The organism is Hydrogenophaga defluvii, from assembly GCF_042665235.1.
Lineage (GTDB): Bacteria > Pseudomonadota > Gammaproteobacteria > Burkholderiales > Burkholderiaceae_C > Hydrogenophaga > Hydrogenophaga defluvii_A.
Genome location: NZ_JBHTBZ010000004.1, coordinates 225,221 through 241,161 on the forward strand (window position 1 = coordinate 225,221; position 15,941 = coordinate 241,161).

At 62.8% G+C, this 15,941-nt stretch carries 17 protein-coding genes and 3 tRNA genes; 18 read left to right on the plus strand and 2 right to left on the minus strand.

Features of this window, described 5'->3' with window-relative positions; all coding sequences use genetic code 11:
• Positions 1–47 precede the first annotated feature (47 nt).
• The 7 genes from ACFQU0_RS01695 (at position 48) to ACFQU0_RS01725 (ending at position 6,546) form a co-directional block, all read left to right on the plus strand.
• Positions 48–134 (plus strand) — tRNA-Leu (locus ACFQU0_RS01695).
• A gap of 67 nt (positions 135–201) precedes the next feature.
• Positions 202–1,512, plus strand: coding sequence for a trigger factor (tig, locus tag ACFQU0_RS01700; protein WP_382198230.1), 1,311 nt, complete (start codon positions 202–204; stop codon positions 1,510–1,512).
• Between the two features lie 141 nt (positions 1,513–1,653).
• Positions 1,654–2,268 carry an ATP-dependent Clp endopeptidase proteolytic subunit ClpP gene (gene clpP / locus ACFQU0_RS01705; protein ID WP_382198232.1) on the plus strand — a complete coding sequence of 205 codons (615 nt, stop codon included), beginning with the start codon at positions 1,654–1,656 and terminating at the stop codon, positions 2,266–2,268.
• A 122-nt stretch (positions 2,269–2,390) separates the two neighbouring features.
• Positions 2,391–3,656: an ATP-dependent Clp protease ATP-binding subunit ClpX gene (gene clpX, locus ACFQU0_RS01710; protein ID WP_382198234.1), complete on the plus strand. Its 1,266-nt coding sequence runs from the start codon at positions 2,391–2,393 to the stop codon at positions 3,654–3,656.
• Between the two features lie 149 nt (positions 3,657–3,805).
• Positions 3,806–6,238, plus strand: a complete 2,433-nt coding sequence (gene lon / locus ACFQU0_RS01715; protein ID WP_382198236.1) for an endopeptidase La — start codon at positions 3,806–3,808, stop codon at positions 6,236–6,238.
• 87 nt (positions 6,239–6,325) lie between these two features.
• Positions 6,326–6,401 (plus strand) — tRNA-Gly (locus ACFQU0_RS01720).
• Between the two features lie 71 nt (positions 6,402–6,472).
• Positions 6,473–6,546, plus strand: a tRNA-Cys gene (locus tag ACFQU0_RS01725).
• Between the two features lie 50 nt (positions 6,547–6,596).
• Here ACFQU0_RS01725 and ACFQU0_RS01730 read toward each other — a convergent pair.
• On the minus strand, positions 6,597–6,881 hold the full coding sequence (locus tag ACFQU0_RS01730; RefSeq protein ID WP_382198238.1) for a hypothetical protein: 285 nt from the start codon (positions 6,879–6,881) through the stop codon (positions 6,597–6,599).
• 45 nt (positions 6,882–6,926) lie between these two features.
• Between ACFQU0_RS01730 and ACFQU0_RS01735 the strand changes: the two genes are divergently transcribed.
• Both ACFQU0_RS01735 and ACFQU0_RS01740 read left to right on the plus strand, forming a co-directional pair.
• Positions 6,927–7,592, plus strand: coding sequence for a nucleotidyltransferase family protein (locus tag ACFQU0_RS01735; protein WP_382198240.1), 666 nt, complete (start codon positions 6,927–6,929; stop codon positions 7,590–7,592).
• 4 nt (positions 7,593–7,596) lie between these two features.
• Positions 7,597–7,971, plus strand: a complete 375-nt coding sequence (locus tag ACFQU0_RS01740) for a hypothetical protein (protein WP_382198242.1) — start codon at positions 7,597–7,599, stop codon at positions 7,969–7,971.
• Positions 7,972–7,983: 12 nt separating this feature from the next.
• On the opposite strand, the gene ACFQU0_RS01745 is transcribed toward ACFQU0_RS01740, so the two are convergent.
• Entirely contained in the window at positions 7,984–8,877 is an 894-nt protein-coding gene (locus tag ACFQU0_RS01745) for a LysR substrate-binding domain-containing protein (protein ID WP_382198244.1), read from the minus strand.
• Positions 8,878–9,009: 132 nt separating this feature from the next.
• On the opposite strand from ACFQU0_RS01745, the gene ACFQU0_RS01750 reads away from it, so the two are divergent.
• The 9 genes from ACFQU0_RS01750 (at position 9,010) to ACFQU0_RS01790 (ending at position 15,885) form a co-directional block, all read left to right on the plus strand.
• A complete protein-coding gene (locus ACFQU0_RS01750; protein WP_382198246.1) occupies positions 9,010–9,699 on the plus strand; it encodes a substrate-binding domain-containing protein in 690 nt (229 codons plus the stop codon).
• Positions 9,700–9,726: 27 nt separating this feature from the next.
• On the plus strand, positions 9,727–10,755 hold the full coding sequence (locus ACFQU0_RS01755) for an amidohydrolase family protein (RefSeq protein ID WP_382198248.1): 1,029 nt from the start codon (positions 9,727–9,729) through the stop codon (positions 10,753–10,755).
• A gap of 1 nt (position 10,756) precedes the next feature.
• Entirely contained in the window at positions 10,757–11,440 is a 684-nt protein-coding gene (ligK, locus tag ACFQU0_RS01760) for a 4-carboxy-4-hydroxy-2-oxoadipate aldolase/oxaloacetate decarboxylase (protein WP_382198250.1), read from the plus strand.
• 8 nt (positions 11,441–11,448) lie between these two features.
• Positions 11,449–12,381, plus strand: a complete 933-nt coding sequence (locus tag ACFQU0_RS01765) for an amidohydrolase family protein (RefSeq protein WP_382198252.1) — start codon at positions 11,449–11,451, stop codon at positions 12,379–12,381.
• A 2-nt stretch (positions 12,382–12,383) separates the two neighbouring features.
• A complete protein-coding gene (gene ligA / locus ACFQU0_RS01770) occupies positions 12,384–12,827 on the plus strand; it encodes a protocatechuate 4,5-dioxygenase subunit alpha (RefSeq protein ID WP_382198254.1) in 444 nt (147 codons plus the stop codon).
• 2 nt (positions 12,828–12,829) lie between these two features.
• Positions 12,830–13,696 (plus strand): class III extradiol dioxygenase subunit beta, encoded by an 867-nt coding sequence (locus ACFQU0_RS01775; RefSeq protein WP_382198256.1) that lies wholly within the window; start codon positions 12,830–12,832, stop codon positions 13,694–13,696.
• A gap of 10 nt (positions 13,697–13,706) precedes the next feature.
• Complete coding sequence (locus ACFQU0_RS01780; RefSeq protein WP_382198258.1) at positions 13,707–14,654, plus strand: Gfo/Idh/MocA family oxidoreductase; 948 nt, start codon at positions 13,707–13,709, stop codon at positions 14,652–14,654.
• Between the two features lie 149 nt (positions 14,655–14,803).
• Positions 14,804–15,073: a ribonuclease P Rpr2/Rpp21/SNM1 subunit family protein gene (locus ACFQU0_RS01785; RefSeq protein ID WP_382198260.1), complete on the plus strand. Its 270-nt coding sequence runs from the start codon at positions 14,804–14,806 to the stop codon at positions 15,071–15,073.
• Positions 15,074–15,162: 89 nt separating this feature from the next.
• Complete coding sequence (locus ACFQU0_RS01790; protein ID WP_382198262.1) at positions 15,163–15,885, plus strand: restriction endonuclease; 723 nt, start codon at positions 15,163–15,165, stop codon at positions 15,883–15,885.
• Positions 15,886–15,941: the final 56 nt, after the last annotated feature.

Below are 15,941 nucleotides of genomic sequence, written 5' to 3' on the forward strand. Positions count from 1 at the left end.
CAAGCCGTACAATCGCAGGTTTGCCGGTGGAAGACCACCGTTGTGTCGCGCGGGTGGCGAAATTGGTAGACGCACCAGGTTTAGGTCCTGACGGTGGCAACACTGTGGGGGTTCGAGTCCCCCCCCGCGCACCACACAAAAAAATCCGGATGCCGTGTCGCGCCAGAACAGCGCGGCCTTGAACATGAACAGGAGTCATAGATGACCGTGAACGTTGAAACCCTCGAGAAGCTCGAGCGCAAGATCACCCTCACCCTGCCGGTGGACGCGATCCAGAACGAGGTGAACACCCGCCTCAAGCGCATGGCCCGCCAGGTCAAGATGGACGGCTTCCGTCCGGGCAAGGTGCCCTTCAACGTCGTGGCCCAGCGCTACGGCTACTCGGTGCACTATGAAGTGATGAACGACAAGGTGGGCGAGGCGTTTGCCGTGGCCGCCAACGAAGCCAAGCTGCGTGTGGCCGGCCAGCCGCGCATCAGCGAAAGTGAAGCATCGCCCGAAGGCCAGGTGGCTTTCGATGCCGTGTTTGAGGTGTTCCCGGAAGTCACCATCGGTGACCTGTCCACCGCCGAAATCGAGAAGGTCAGCACCGAAGTGAGCCAGGCCGCCGTCGACAAGACCGTGGACATCCTGCGCAAGCAGCGCCGCACCTTTGCCCAGCGCGCGCAAGACCAGGCCGCACAAGATGGCGACCGCGTGACCATCGGCTTCGAAGGCAAGATCGACGGCGAACCCTTTGAAGGTGGCAAAGCCGAAGGCTTCCAGTTCATCGTGGGCGACGGCCAGATGCTCAAGGAGTTCGAAGACGCCGTGCGTGGCATGAAGTCGGGCGAAAGCAAGACCTTCCCGCTGAACTTCCCGGCCGACTACCACGGCAAGGACGTGGCCGGCAAAACCGCCGACTTCCTGGTCACCGTGAACAAGATCGAAGCCGCCAACCTGCCCGAAGTGGACGAGGCGTTTGCCAAGGCCCTGGGCATTGCCGACGGCACCGTGGAAGGCTTGCACGCCGACATCCGCAAGAACCTGGAGCGCGAAGTCAAGTTCCGCGTGCTGGCCCGCAACAAGCAGGCCGCCATGGACGCACTGGTGGCCAAGTCGGAGCTGGACCTGCCCAAGGCCAGCGTGCAGTCCGAGCTGGAGCGCCTGGTGGAAGGTGCCCGCGCCGACCTCAAGCAGCGTGGTGTGAAGGACGCCGACAAGGCGCCTATTCCTGAGGAGCTGTTCCGCCCACAAGCCGAGCGCCGCGTGCGCCTGGGCCTGGTGGTGGCCGAGCTGGTCAAGGCCAACAACCTGCAGGCCACGCCCGAGCAGGTCATGGCCCACATCAACGAGCTGGCCGCTTCCTACGAAAAGCCGGCCGACGTGGTGCGCTGGTACCAGGGCGACCGCAACCGCATGGCCGAAGTCGAAGCCATCGTGCTGGAAAACAACGTGACCGACTTCGTGTTGGCCAAAGCCAAGGTCACCGACAAACAAGTCGCTTTTGACGAACTGATGGGCCAGGGCTGAGCCCAGGCGCCGCGCGCGCCGTGATCGCCGAGAAGGGGGCAGCGCGTCTGCCCCCTTTCTTTTTGGTGTTTTGTCCCCATGTTCCCTAAACGCCACGGGCGGTTTGGTTAAAGTAGCCGCTGTACCCTTACGGAGCCAACAATGAGTGTGATGGACATCCAGAACCTGGGCATGGTGCCCATGGTGATCGAACAATCGGGCCGCGGCGAGCGCGCCTACGACATCTATTCGCGCTTGCTCAAAGAGCGCGTGATCTTCCTGGTGGGTCCGGTCAACGACCAGAGCGCCAACCTGGTGGTGGCCCAGCTGCTGTTCCTGGAGAGCGAGAACCCCGACAAGGACATCTCCTTCTACATCAACTCGCCGGGCGGTTCGGTGAGCGCGGGCATGGCCATTTTTGACACCATGAACTTCATCAAGCCCGACGTGTCCACGCTGTGCACCGGCATGGCCGCCAGCATGGGCGCCTTCCTGCTGGCTGCGGGTGCCAAGGGCAAGCGTTTTTCACTGCCCAACTCCAAGGTCATGATCCACCAGCCGCTGGGCGGCACGCAGGGTCAGGCCACCGAGATCGAGATCCACGCCCGCGAAATCCTCAAGACGCGCGAGCAGCTGAACAAGATCCTGGCCGAGCGCACCGGCCAGCCGCTGGAAAAGATCGAGCGCGACACCGAGCGCGACTACTACCTGTCGGCTGTGGAAGCGCAGGAGTACGGCCTCATCGACAAGGTCATCGACAAGCGCGGCGCTGTCTGACCCTGTTCTTTCCACGTTTTCAGACAGGCGGGCTGGCCTTGGGCCGGACCCGCTTTTTTGCGTCTGAGGCGATGGCTTATCATTGACAAACACCGTTTTCGACCGATCAAGGCACCTCACACATGGCCGACAAAAAAGGCACCAGCAGCGAAAAATCCCTCTACTGCTCTTTCTGCGGCAAGAGCCAGCACGAGGTCAAGAAGCTCATCGCCGGGCCTTCGGTCTTCATTTGCGACGAGTGCATCGACCTGTGCAACGACATCATCCGTGACGAGCTGCCGGGCAACGCACTGACGGCCGAATCGGGCGATGCCTTGCCCACACCCAGCCAGCTCAAGGGCAACCTGGACAACTACGTCATCGGGCAGGACCCGGCCAAAAAAGCCTTGGCCGTGGCGGTGTACAACCACTACAAACGCCTGCGCCACAAGACCAAGGCGCGCAAGGACGAGGTGGAGCTGGCCAAAAGCAACATCCTGCTGATCGGCCCCACCGGCTCGGGCAAGACGCTGCTGGCCCAGACCATGGCACGCATGCTCAACGTGCCTTTTGTGATGGCCGATGCCACCACCCTGACCGAGGCCGGCTACGTGGGTGAAGACGTGGAAAACATCGTCGCCAAGCTGCTGCAAAGCTGCAACTACGACGTTGAGCGCGCACAGCAGGGCATCGTCTACATCGACGAGATCGACAAGATCACCCGCAAGTCCGACAACCCGTCCATCACCCGCGACGTGTCGGGTGAAGGTGTGCAGCAGGCCTTGCTCAAACTGGTGGAAGGCACCATGGCCAGCGTGCCGCCACAGGGCGGGCGCAAGCACCCCAACCAGGATTTCCTGCAGGTGGACACCACCAACATCCTGTTCATTTGTGGCGGTGCGTTTGCCGGCCTGGAGAAGGTGATCGAGAACCGAACCGAGGCCTCGGGCATCGGTTTCGGCGCTTCGGTCAAGAGCAAGAAGCAGCGCAGTCTGACCGATGTGTTCCGCGAGGTCGAGCCCGAAGATCTGATCAAGTTTGGCCTGATCCCCGAACTGGTGGGCCGCTTGCCGGTGGTGGCCACGTTGGCCGAACTCACCGAGGACGCGCTGGTGGATATCCTGACCCAGCCCAAGAACGCGGTGGTCAAGCAGTTTGCCCAGTTGCTGGCCATGGAAGGCGCCGAGCTGGAAGTTCGGCCCAACGCGCTCAAGGCCATTGCCCGCCGTGCGCTGGCCCGCAAGACCGGTGCGCGTGGTTTGCGCTCCATCATGGAAGCGGCGCTGATCGATACCATGTACGAGTTGCCCAGCACCAGCAACGTGGAGCGTGTGGTGGTGGACGAGTCCACCATCGAAGAGAACAAGCCGCCGCTGTTGGTGTACCGCGAAGCCGCCAAGCAGGCGTGACTCTCTTCCGGTGCGTTGACCCACATGCAACGCGCCGATGATTCACCTGCTGGCCGCAGGGATGTGGCAGGTACTTGGGTGGAGGCGTACAGTGTCTATTGACATTGCTTGCAACGACCCCAAGTGAGAACGAATTTGTTGAGGTAGATATGTCCGGCCAAACCCCCTTGCCCCCCACCCCCACCACGCTGCCCTTGTTGCCCTTGCGTGATGTGGTGGTGTTCCCGCACATGGTCATCCCGCTGTTCGTCGGACGACCCAAAAGCATCAAGGCCCTTGAGGCTGCCATGGAGGTGGAGCGCCGCATCATGCTGGTGGCCCAGAAAGCCGCCGCCAAGGACGAGCCCACGGCAGACGACATGTTCGAGATGGGCTGCGTGGCCAGCATCCTGCAGATGCTCAAGTTGCCCGACGGCACCGTCAAGGTGCTGGTGGAAGGTGTGCAGCGCGCACAGGTCTTGTCCGTCGAGGACGGCGAAAGCCACTTCACCGCTTCGGTGCACCCGCTGGAGGCCACGCAGGAGCTGGCCGACACCGACACCGCCGAGCTTGAAGCCCTGCGCCGTGCCGTGATGCAGCAGTTTGACCAGTACGTCAAACTCAACAAGAAGATCCCGTCCGAAATCCTCACGTCCATTTCCAGCATCGATGACGCCGGCCGCCTGGCCGACACCATCGCCGCCCACCTGCCGCTCAAGCTGGAGTCCAAGCAGGAAGTGCTGGGCCTGGAGCAGGTGGCGCGCCGTCTGGAGAACCTGTTCGCGCAGCTTGAGCGCGAGGTGGACATCCTCAACGTCGACAAAAAAATCCGTGGCCGCGTCAAGCGCCAGATGGAGAAGAACCAGCGCGACTTTTACCTGAACGAACAGGTCAAGGCCATCCAGAAAGAGCTGGGCGAGGGCGAAGAGGGCGCCGACATCGAAGAGGTCGAGAAGAAGATCAAGCTGGCCAAGATGCCGGCCGAGGCGCGCAAGAAGGCGGATGCTGAACTCAAGAAGCTCAAGCTGATGTCGCCCATGTCGGCCGAGGCGTCTGTGGTGCGCAACTACATCGACGTGCTGACTGGCTTGCCGTGGAGCAAGAAAACCAAGATCAAACACGACCTGGGCCTGGCCGAAGGCGTGCTCAACGAAGACCACTTTGGCCTGGAGAAGGTCAAGGACCGCATCCTCGAATACCTCGCGGTGCAGCAGCGCGTGGACAAGGTCAAGGCACCCATCCTGTGCCTGGTCGGCCCGCCGGGTGTGGGCAAGACCTCGCTGGGGCAGTCGATCGCCAAGGCGACCGGGCGCAAGTACGTGCGCATGGCCCTGGGTGGCATGCGCGACGAGGCCGAAATCCGAGGCCACCGCCGTACTTACATCGGCGCCATGCCGGGCAAGGTGTTGCAGAGCCTGACCAAGGTCGGCACGCGCAACCCGCTGTTCCTGCTCGACGAGATCGACAAGCTGGGCACCGATTTCCGCGGTGACCCGTCGAGTGCGCTGCTGGAGGTGCTGGACCCCGAGCAGAACCACACCTTCGGTGACCACTACGTCGAGGTGGACTTCGATCTGTCCGACGTGATGTTCGTAGCGACTTCCAACTCCATGAACATCCCGCCCGCGCTGCTGGACCGCATGGAAGTGATCCGCCTGTCGGGCTACACCGAGGACGAGAAGACCAACATTGCCGTGAAGTACCTGCTGCCCAAGCAGATGAAGAACAACGGTGTGAAAGACGCCGAAATGCAAGTGGCTGAGGCGGCGGTGCGCGACATCGTGCGTTACTACACCCGTGAAGCCGGTGTGCGCTCGCTTGAACGCGAGCTGTCCAAGATCTGCCGCAAGGTGGTCAAGGGCCTGTTGCTCAAGAAGCTGGAAGCGCCGGTGCAGGTCACGGCCGACAACCTGTCCGACTTCCTGGGCGTGCGCAAGTACACCTACGGCCGTGCCGAAGGCCAGAACCAGGTCGGCCAGGTGGTGGGCCTGGCCTGGACCGAGGTGGGCGGTGATCTGCTGACCATTGAAACCGCGCTGATGCCCGGCAAGGGGGTCATCACCCGCACCGGCTCGCTGGGCGACGTCATGAAGGAGTCGGTCGAGGCCGCGCGTACCGTGGTGCGCAGCCGCTCGCGCGCCCTGGGCATCAAGGACGAGATGTTCGAAAAACGCGACATCCACATCCACGTGCCCGACGGTGCCACGCCCAAGGACGGCCCCAGCGCGGGTGCGGCCATGACGACGGCCCTGGTGTCGGCATTGACGGGCATCCCGGTGCGCGGCGACGTGGCCATGACCGGTGAGATCACCCTGCGCGGCGAAGTCACCGCCATCGGTGGGCTGAAGGAAAAGTTGTTGGCCGCGCTGCGCGGGGGCATCAAAACGGTGATCATCCCCGAAGAAAACGTGAAGGACTTGGCCGAGATTCCCGACAACGTGAAGAGTGGCCTGCAGATCGTGCCAGTGAAGTGGATTGACAAGGTGCTGGAAATTGCACTGGAGCGCCTGACCGTGCCGCTGACCGATGAAGAGGTGGCCGCCGCAGCCGTGGCGACGACGGCTGCCACGGGTGTGCAGGCGCCGGGTTCGGTGAAGCACTGAAAATTTTTTGGGTGCTTTGACTGAAGGCCAAAAATATGGCTATAATTTCAGCTTCAGACAACAAGCCAAAGTTGATGTTTGAAAAACGCGGGAATAGCTCAGTTGGTAGAGCGCAACCTTGCCAAGGTTGAGGTCGCGAGTTCGAATCTCGTTTCCCGCTCCAGATTCAAAAAGGGAAGCCCAGGCTTCCCTTTTTTGTCAGAGCCCACGGGGGCATGACATGGAGCCACACACGGCGCGATAGCAAAGCGGTTATGCCCCGGATTGCAAATCCGGTTAGTCCGGTTCGACTCCGGATCGCGCCTCCAGTCTCTTGCACAACAAAGCCGATCCTTGATCGGCTTTGTTGTTTGTGCGATCAGCGTTGGGTGCAGGTGAACGGTGTGCCGTTGCCCGTGATGCCGCTGACCGTCGCGCTTCCCTGGATGGGCTTGACCGGGTAGTTGCCACCTTGTTTGTCACCGATCAGTTGGATGTAGGCGTCATCGCCACCGCCATAGCGGCCCATCACCATGCCACGTGCGCTGCAACTCCAGCCCGTGGTGTCGACGGCGCCGCCGCCTTTTTGTGCGAGAGGTTGGGTGACGCAGGCGGCGCTGGCAAGCGCTGCGGCCAGTAGGGTGGCGGTGGTGATCGGTTTCATGAAGAATCCCTTGGGTTGGAAGCGACACATACTACAAGACCCTCAATGCACGATCCAGTTTCTCCGTCTGCCACGGCCCGTGTGGCGGCCTTGGTACTAGCCGCTGGCGCCGGCTCGCGCATGGGTCACCGGCCCAAGTGCCTGCTTGAGATCGAAGGCCAGGCGTTGATCCGTCGCCAAGTCCACGCGGTTTGGCAGGCAGGTGTGGTGTCGGTGGTGGTGGTGCTGGGGCACCATGCGGACCGCATCGCGCCCTTGCTCAAGGATGTGCCTGTGCAGCTGGTTCACCACCCGGCCCCCGATCAAGGGCAGGTGTCGTCTCTGCATTTGGGGTTGCGAGCCCTGACGGAGTCGGCCGATGCCGTGGTGGTGCTGCTGGCCGACCAACCCTTGGTCAACGATCAGGACATCCGCGATCTGCTGGCGGCCTACGCCACACGGCCACCGGGGACCGCCTTTGTGCGGCCGGTGGTGGATGGGTTGCCTGGCAACCCGGTGGTGTTTTCGAGCGCTGTAGCGCTTGCCCTGTTGGCCGGAGGTCCCGACATGGGGGGGGCACAGTGGCAGGCGCAGCACCCGTCTGCGGTGTTCCGCTGGGCGACGTCCAACAGCCACTACCGCTTGGATGTGGACACCATGGACGACGTGGCCATGTTGGCTGCGCGCACAGGCGTGCGCTTGGTGTGGCCGGCCGATCTGGCGAAGGAGTGAGCACTTGGACTACCTGGAGTTTGACAGCCACGAATCTGCGGAAGGTGTGCGCAGTTTCGAGGCCATGGCGTCGGTCAACGAGGCGCGCTGGCCGGCGCTGCAGGCCGAGCTGACGCAGGTGCTGGCCTGGTGCCATGCGTGGGGCCGTGCGCACGGTGCACCCGAGCCGCTGGCCCTGGACGATGGGGGCGAGTGGGACGTCGACCTTCAGGTGACACGCGAGTGGTCTGAGCCCATGGCCACACACTACGAACCGCAGCGCGCTGACTTGCGCCTTCAACCGTCTGGCGGCACATACAGCCGTTGGGTGGCGACGCTGGTGGTCAGCGGCCACGAGGCATTTGCCACCGACTTCAGCGTCCAATTTCTCGGCGAGTGAAGGCCGCTGCGCTCAGGCCAGCAGGCGGGGTGCCAACTGACCGATCAGCTCCAGCATCGCCTGTTGGGTCAAGGTGGTGGGGCGCTGTGCACTCACGGCCACACTCAGCCGCGTGCGCAGCCGGGGCGAATGCACCGGGCTCACCACCAGGGTGCCGGCGTGCCCCGAGGTGCGGACCGCATTTCGCGACAAAACCGCGTTCCCGGCGCCATCGGCCACGAGGTCCAGGATGGCCGACACGCCGTCGATTTCCAGCGCAATCTTCGGTCGGCATCCGATGTTGGCCAGCTCGGTTTCCACCAGCATGCGGATGGCGTTGGGCCGGCTGGGAATGACCAGCGGCAGCGCCGAGACTTCGCGCAGCGTGTGCCCCGTTGGCAGCACGGGTGTGCCGGGTGCCTGTATCAGGTACAGGTCTTCTTCCACCAGTGGGGTGAGTTCGATGTCGGGCGAGGGTGTGGCGTTGTAGAGCACGACCAGGTCCAGGCGCCCGGTCAACAGGCCTTCGAGCATGCTGGCCGAAAGCCCCTCGCTGATCGACAGGGACGCGTCGGGCAGGCGCTGGCGAAACTCGCGTGTGAGGGGCACGGTCAACACCTTGGCCACGCTGGTGGGCAGGCCAATGGCCACGCGGCCCGCCAGTGCACCGCGCACGCGGCCCAACTCTTCCTTGGCGCGCTGCACCTGGTGCAGGATGCCACGGCCGTGGTCCAGCAACAGCTTGCCAGCGTCCGTGGGGTTGGCGCCGCGGCCATTGCGCACGAGCAGGTTTTGCCGCAACTCCACTTCGAGCAGGCGCACCTGGCGGCTCAGCGCCGGCTGGGCCACATTCAGCGCAGTGGCGGCGCGTGTGAAGCTGCCCAACTCGGCCACCCGCACAAAATACTCCAGTTGCTTGAGATCCATGCTGATCTGGGAATAACTTTTGACGAATTATGCCGAAGTGCGATAGCAGTTAGCGCGGCGCCGGACTTGGAAAGCCTGGGTCGTGTCCCGACAATGGCGTTTCAACGTTGTCTTGTTCACATCACCGCCCCCATGAACCCCACACTCACCGGCATATCGTCCATGGCCACCCGGCAGGTCTTGGCCGACTTGGCCGAGGCCTACCAAAGGCGCTCTGGCCGGGCGGTGCGTTTCGAGTCGGTGGGCGGCGTGGATGCCGCCAAACGCGTCGCCGCTGGCGAGCTTTTTGATGTGGTGGTGCTGGCTCGGGACGCCATTGATCGGCTGACCGCAAGCGGTCACCTTGCCGCCGACAGCCGGGTCGACCTGGTTCACTCAGGGGTGGCGGTGGCTGTGCGTGCCGGTGCGCCCGTGCCCGATCTGTCCAGCGAGGCGGCGGTGCGCGCCGCCGTGCTGGCTGCGCCGCGCGTCAGTTGCTCCACCGGCCCGAGTGGCGTGGCACTGGCCCAACTCTTTGAGCGCTGGGGCATTGCCGATGACATCCGCGCGAAGCTGGTGATACCACCACCCGGTGTGCCTGTGGGCTCGCTGGTGGCGCAGGGTGAGGTGGACCTGGGCTTTCAACAGCTCAGCGAGCTGATCCACGTTGAAGGCATCACGGTGGCCGGCAACCTGCCCCCGGCGATACACATCACCACCACGTTTTCTGCCGGCGTGTGCACCGGCTCGGCCCAGGCCGATGCGGCACGCGCGATGCTGGCTTTCATGGCCTCGCCCGAGGCGGACGCAGCCAAGCGCCGCCAAGGCATGGAGCCGGCCTGACACCTCGACATTGCACAGGAGCCCCCCATGATCATCGACTGCCACGGCCACTACACCACCGCACCCAAGGCGCTGGAAAACTGGCGCAACGCCCAGATTGCCCACCTCAACATGCCCGAGCTGGGCCCCAAGGTGGCCGATCTGAAAATCAGCGACGACGAGCTGCGCGAGTCCATCGAGACCAACCAGCTGCGCCTGATGAAGGAGCGTGGCTCCGACCTCACCATCTTCAGCCCGCGCGCCAGCTTCATGGCGCATCACATCGGCGACTTCAACACCTCGTCCACCTGGGCTGCCATCTGCAACGAGCTGTGCTATCGGGTCTCTCAGCTCTTCCCCGACCACTTCGTCCCCGCCGCCATGCTGCCGCAAAGCCCGGGCGTGGACCCACGCACCTGCATTCCCGAGCTGGAAAAGTGCGTCAAGGACTACGGCAATGTGGGCATCAACCTCAACCCCGATCCCAGCGGCGGCCACTGGACCAGCCCACCTCTGAGCGATCGCCACTGGTACCCCATCTACGAAAAGATGGTGGAGTACGACATCCCCGCCATGATCCACGTGAGCACCTCGTGCAACGCGTGTTTCCACACCACCGGCGCCCACTACCTGAACGCCGACACCACGGCTTTCATGCAGTGCCTCACCAGCGATCTGTTCCAGGACTTCCCGACACTGAAGTTCATCATCCCGCACGGCGGCGGCGCCGTGCCCTACCACTGGGGCCGCTTCCGAGGCCTGGCGCAGGAGCTGAAGAAACCGCTGCTCAAAGACCACCTGCTCAACAACATCTTCTTTGACACCTGTGTCTACCACCAGCCGGGCATCGACCTGCTGACCAAGGTGATTCCGGTGGACAACATCCTGTTTGCCAGCGAGATGATCGGCGCTGTGCGCGGCATTGACCCCGAAACCGGCCACTACTACGACGACACCAAGCGCTACATCGAGGCGTCCACCATCGTCGTCGGCGACGACCGCCACAAGATTTACGAAGGCAATGCCCGGCGCGTGTTCCCGCGCCTGGACGCAGCACTCAAACTGAAGGGGAAATGAGATGCACGAACTCGGCGTCGTTTACCGCAACATCACCCGCGCCGACCGCGCAGCCGCCGATGGTCTGGCCGCTCTGGGTTCGGCCACGGTGCACGAGGCCATGGGCCGTGTGGGCTTGCTCAAGCCATATATGCGCCCCATCTACCCGGGGGCGCAGGTGTCTGGCACGGCCGTCACCGTGTTGCTGCAACCGGGCGACAACTGGATGCTGCATGTGGCGGCCGAACAAATCCGGCCGGGCGACATCGTGGTGGCCGCCGTCACCGCCGAATGTGGCGACGGCTACTTTGGCGACTTGCTCGCCACGTCGTTCCAGTCGCGCGGCGCACGCGCGCTGGTCATCGACGCCGGCGTGCGGGATGTGAAAACCCTGCAAGAGATGAACTTTCCGGTGTGGAGCAAGTGCATCTCGGCCAAGGGCTGCATCAAAGCCACGCTGGGGTCGGTCAACACCCCGGTGGTGTGTGCGGGCATGCTGGTGACGCCGGGCGACGTGATCGTGGCCGACGACGATGGGGTGGTGTGTGTGCCCGCCGCGCGTGCCGTGCAAACGCTGGAAGCGGCCCGCAAGCGCGAGAGTTTCGAAGGCGAAAAACGCGCCAAACTGGCCAGCGGCGTGTTGGGCCTGGACATGTACAAGATGCGCGAGCCGCTGGCCGCCGCCGGCCTGCGTTACATCGACTGAAGGCACCCATGAACAAACCCACCACAGGGGATTTCACCAAGACCGCCGGCTGGCTGGACTGGTACGACGGCCCGACCCAACCCCGCTTTCAACTGCCGGCTGGCAGTGTGGACGCGCATTGCCACGTGTTCGGTCCCGGTGCCGAATTTCCCTACGCACCCGAGCGCAAGTACACCCCGTGCGACGCCAGCAAACAGCAGCTGTTTGCCTTGCGTGACCATCTGGGCTTTGCGCGCAACGTGATTGTGCAGGCCACCTGCCACGGCGCCGACAACCGCGCCATGGTTGACGCATGCCTGGCCAGCGGTGGCAGGGCGCGTGGGGTGGCCACGGTCAAGCGTTCGGTCACCGATGAGGAGTTGCAAGCCCTGCACGCCGCCGGTGTGCGCGGCGTGCGCTTCAACTTCGTCAAGCGTCTGGTGGACTTCACGCCCAAGGACGAGTTGATGGAGATCGCCGCCCGCATCGGCAAGCTCGGTTGGCACGTGGTGATCTACTTCGAGGCGGTGGACCTGCCCGAGCTGTGGGACTTCTTCACCGCCCTGCCCACCACCGTGGTGGTGGACCACATGGGCCGCCCCGACGTGTCCCTGCCCGTGGATGGCCCGCAGTTCGCGCTGTTCGAGAAATTCATGCGCGAGCACACCAATGTGTGGAGCAAGGTGAGCTGTCCCGAACGCCTGAGCGTGAGCGGGCCCAAGGCGCTGAATGGGGAGCAGAACGCCTACGCCGATGTGATTCCGTTCGCCAAGCGCATCGTCGAGCAGTTCCCCGACCGCGTGCTGTGGGGCACCGACTGGCCCCACCCCAACCTCAAGGACCACATGCCCGACGATGGGCTGCTGGTCGATTTCATCCCGCACATCGCCCCGACCGCCGAGCTGCAACACAAGCTGCTGGTGGCAAACCCGATGCGCCTTTATTGGCCTGAGGAGAACTGAGCATGGCTCTGGAAAAACCCTACAAGGACGTGCCCGGCACCATCATTTTTGATGCCGAGCAAAGCCGCAAAGGCTACTGGCTCAATCAGTTCTGCATGAGCCTGATGAAGGCCGAGAACCGGACCCGCTTCAAGGCCGATGAACGCGCCTACCTCGACGAATGGCCCATGACCGAGGAGCAGAAGCAGGCCGTGTTGGCGCGCGACCTGAACTGGTGCATGCGCACCGGCGGCAACATCTACTTCCTGGCCAAGATCGGCTCCACCGACGGCAAAAGCTTCCAGCAGATGGCTGGCTCCATGACCGGCATGACCGAGGAAGAGTATCGGGACATGATGATCAACGGAGGACGCAGCGCCGAGGGCAACCGCTACATCGGCGAGGACGGGGACGCCCAGCCGCAACATCAGCCGCAAGGCTCCGCTGGCAAGACACAAGGAGCCTGACCATGGCACGCATCACCGCATCCGTTTACACCTCGCACGTGCCCGCCATAGGCGCCGCACTCGATCTGGGCAAAACCCACGAACCCTATTGGCAGAAGGTCTTTGCCGGTTACGACTATGGCAAGCAGTGGGTCAAAGACAACAGACCCGACGTGATTTTTCTGGTCTACAACGACCACGCCACCGCGTTCAGCCTGGACCTCATCCCCACGTTCGCCATCGGCACCGCGGCCGAGTACGAGGTGGCCGATGAAGGCTTTGGCCCACGCCCCGTGCCCAAGGTCATGGGTCACCCAGAGCTGGCCTCGCACATCGCGCAGTCGGTCATTCAGCAGGACTTCGACCTCACCATCGTCAACAAGATGCCGGTGGACCATGGCCTGACCGTGCCGTTGTCGTTGATGTTCGGCCAGAAGGACCCGGTCAAGGACGCCTGGCCCTGTCCGGTCATCCCCTTCGCCGTCAACGTGGTGCAGTACCCCGTGCCCAGCGGCCGCCGCTGCTACGAGTTGGGCAAGGCCATCCGCCGCGCGGTCGAGAGCTTTGACGAAGACCTCAACGTCCACATCTGGGGCACGGGCGGCATGAGCCACCAGCTGCAGGGCCCACGTGCTGGCCTGATCAACCGCGAGTGGGACAACGCCTGGCTGGACAAGCTGATCAACGACCCCGAGGCCTGCGCGTCAGTGCCCCACATCGACTACGTGCGCGAGGCCGGCAGCGAGGGCATCGAGCTTGTGATGTGGCTGATTGCCCGCGGTGCCATGGCCGACGCGGCCGGCGGACCCAAGCCCGTGCTCAAGCACCGCTTCTACCATGTGCCTGCCAGCAACACGGCGGTGGGCCACGCCATTCTCGAAACCGTCTGAGGACCTCTCCATGACCATCAAAGTGGCGCTCGCCGGTGCCGGTGCCTTCGGCATCAAGCACCTGGACGGCATCAAGAACATCCCCGATGTCGAAGTCGTCTCGTTGATCAGCCGCGACCTGGCCAAGACCCAGGAAGTGGCCGACAAATACGGCATCCAACACGTGACCACCGACCTGGCCGACAGCCTGGCCATCCAGGAAGTGGACGCGGTCATCCTGTGCACCCCCACGCAGATGCACGCCGCACAAACCAAGGCCTGTTTGCAAGCAGGCAAACACGTGCAGGTTGAAATTCCGCTGTGCGATGTTCTGTCCGAGGGCGAGGAGATCGTGACCCTGCAAAAGCAGACGGGCAAGGTGGCCATGTGTGGCCACACCCGTCGCTTCAACCCCAGCCACCAGTTCGTCCACAAGAAGATCCAGGCCGGCGTCTTCAACATCCAGCAGATGGATGTGCAGACCTACTTCTTTCGCCGCACCAACATGAACGCGCTGGGCCAGCCACGCAGCTGGACCGACCACCTGCTGTGGCACCACGCCGCCCACACGGTGGACCTGTTCGCTTACCAGGCCGGCAGCCCCATCGTGAAAGCCAACGCCCTGCAAGGCCCCATCCACCCGACGCTGGGCATTGCCATGGACATGAGCATCCAGCTCAAGGCCGCCAACGGCGCCATCTGCACACTGTCGCTGTCCTTCAACAACGACGGCCCGCTGGGCACCTTCTTTCGCTACATCGGCGACAGCGCGACCTACATCGCCCGCTACGACGACCTGTTCAATGGAAAGGACGAGAAGATCGACGTCAGCCAAGTGGACGTGAGCATGAACGGCATCGAGCTGCAAGACCGCGAGTTCTTCGCCGCGATCCGCGAAGGTCGCGAGCCCAACGCCAGCGTGGCCCAGGTGCTGCCCTGCTACCAGGTGTTGCATCAGTTGGAGCAGCAGCTGGCCTGATTGTTGTTCCTGCCAAGCGTCCCGGCCAAGCCGGGTCATGCCCACCCCGCCGATAGAACGAGGTGGCCATCGGGGAGTGCATTTCAGAGTTCAAGTTCTACCAAGCCTACCCCTGCATTTGGCAGACAGTGTCTGCCATATTGTCCGACATGCCGATTCGGGAAACAACGTCTCCCGAATCCACACCATCCACCGCGCCCGACCAACTGCTGTTAGAGCGCCTGTCGTTCTTGCACTTTGCCGAGCTGCTGCAGATGGAAGACTCGCAACAGCGCGCCCGCTACGAAGCCGAAACCTTGCAGGCCGCAGGTCGGTGCGTAAACTTGAACGTCAGTCACGCTCTCAAGCGCGTGCTCTGCAAGGTGTTCGCAATGCCTTGTTCTCCCAAGTTCTTATCCGGCGAGTTGAGCCCCCATTGATGTTTACCTCGTGTGGAGTGGTTTGAACTGTTTTGACCAGTGGATAAATGCAGGCTGTGGACGACATGTCCTCCAAGGGATAATTCGATATGACCAATGTCTGGTGTGTTCGTGCAGATTTCGGTACCCACGCAAAAGCCTTCGTGGACGGCGGATATGTGGCCATCGGGTGGCTTCAAAAGAGCCTGTCCGGTATCAAGAGCCGCGACGAGCTGTATCCCTTGTACAGGGCGGCATATCCCCAAGACACCAGCAACATCGTAATTGGACAGCAGGTGGGACAGATTGGTCGCTTTTTGCTGGAGATCAAGGCAGGCGACTATGTCATCACACCGGCTGCGGACACCGAATGGCTGCACTACGGGAAGGTGAGCGCCGACCCCTCCTATGCGTATGTACCTAATGACCCCGCGTGCCCGTATCCGCATCGCCGATATGTGGAGTGGGGTAGCAAGCGTGTCCGTCGGGGTGATTTCTCTGTGCCGTTTCAGAACACGATGCGGTCTTCCCTCACTGTGTTTTCCGTGTCACAGGGGGCGGAGTTCCTGCAAGCCATTGGGCAAGGCGCCTTGGCTCCAACTCAGGCAGCCCAACCTTACGACCCTTACGGAGTGGTGCTTGATCAGGTGTTGGAGCTTGACGACAAGGAGTTTGAAATTTTGGTGGGTCACCTGTTGACGGCGCTTGGCTTTGAAGGGTCCGAGGTTGTGGGTAAAACCGGAGACGGAGGTGTTGACGCCACAGGCGAGCTCAACGTGGCGAATCTAGCCAAAGTGAAGGTGTTCGGTATGCGTCCGGAGAACCCATCTTGAATCGAGGGCAGTAATCGAGGATCGTCCCCACGAAGGAGATCGTGGAGACGATGGAA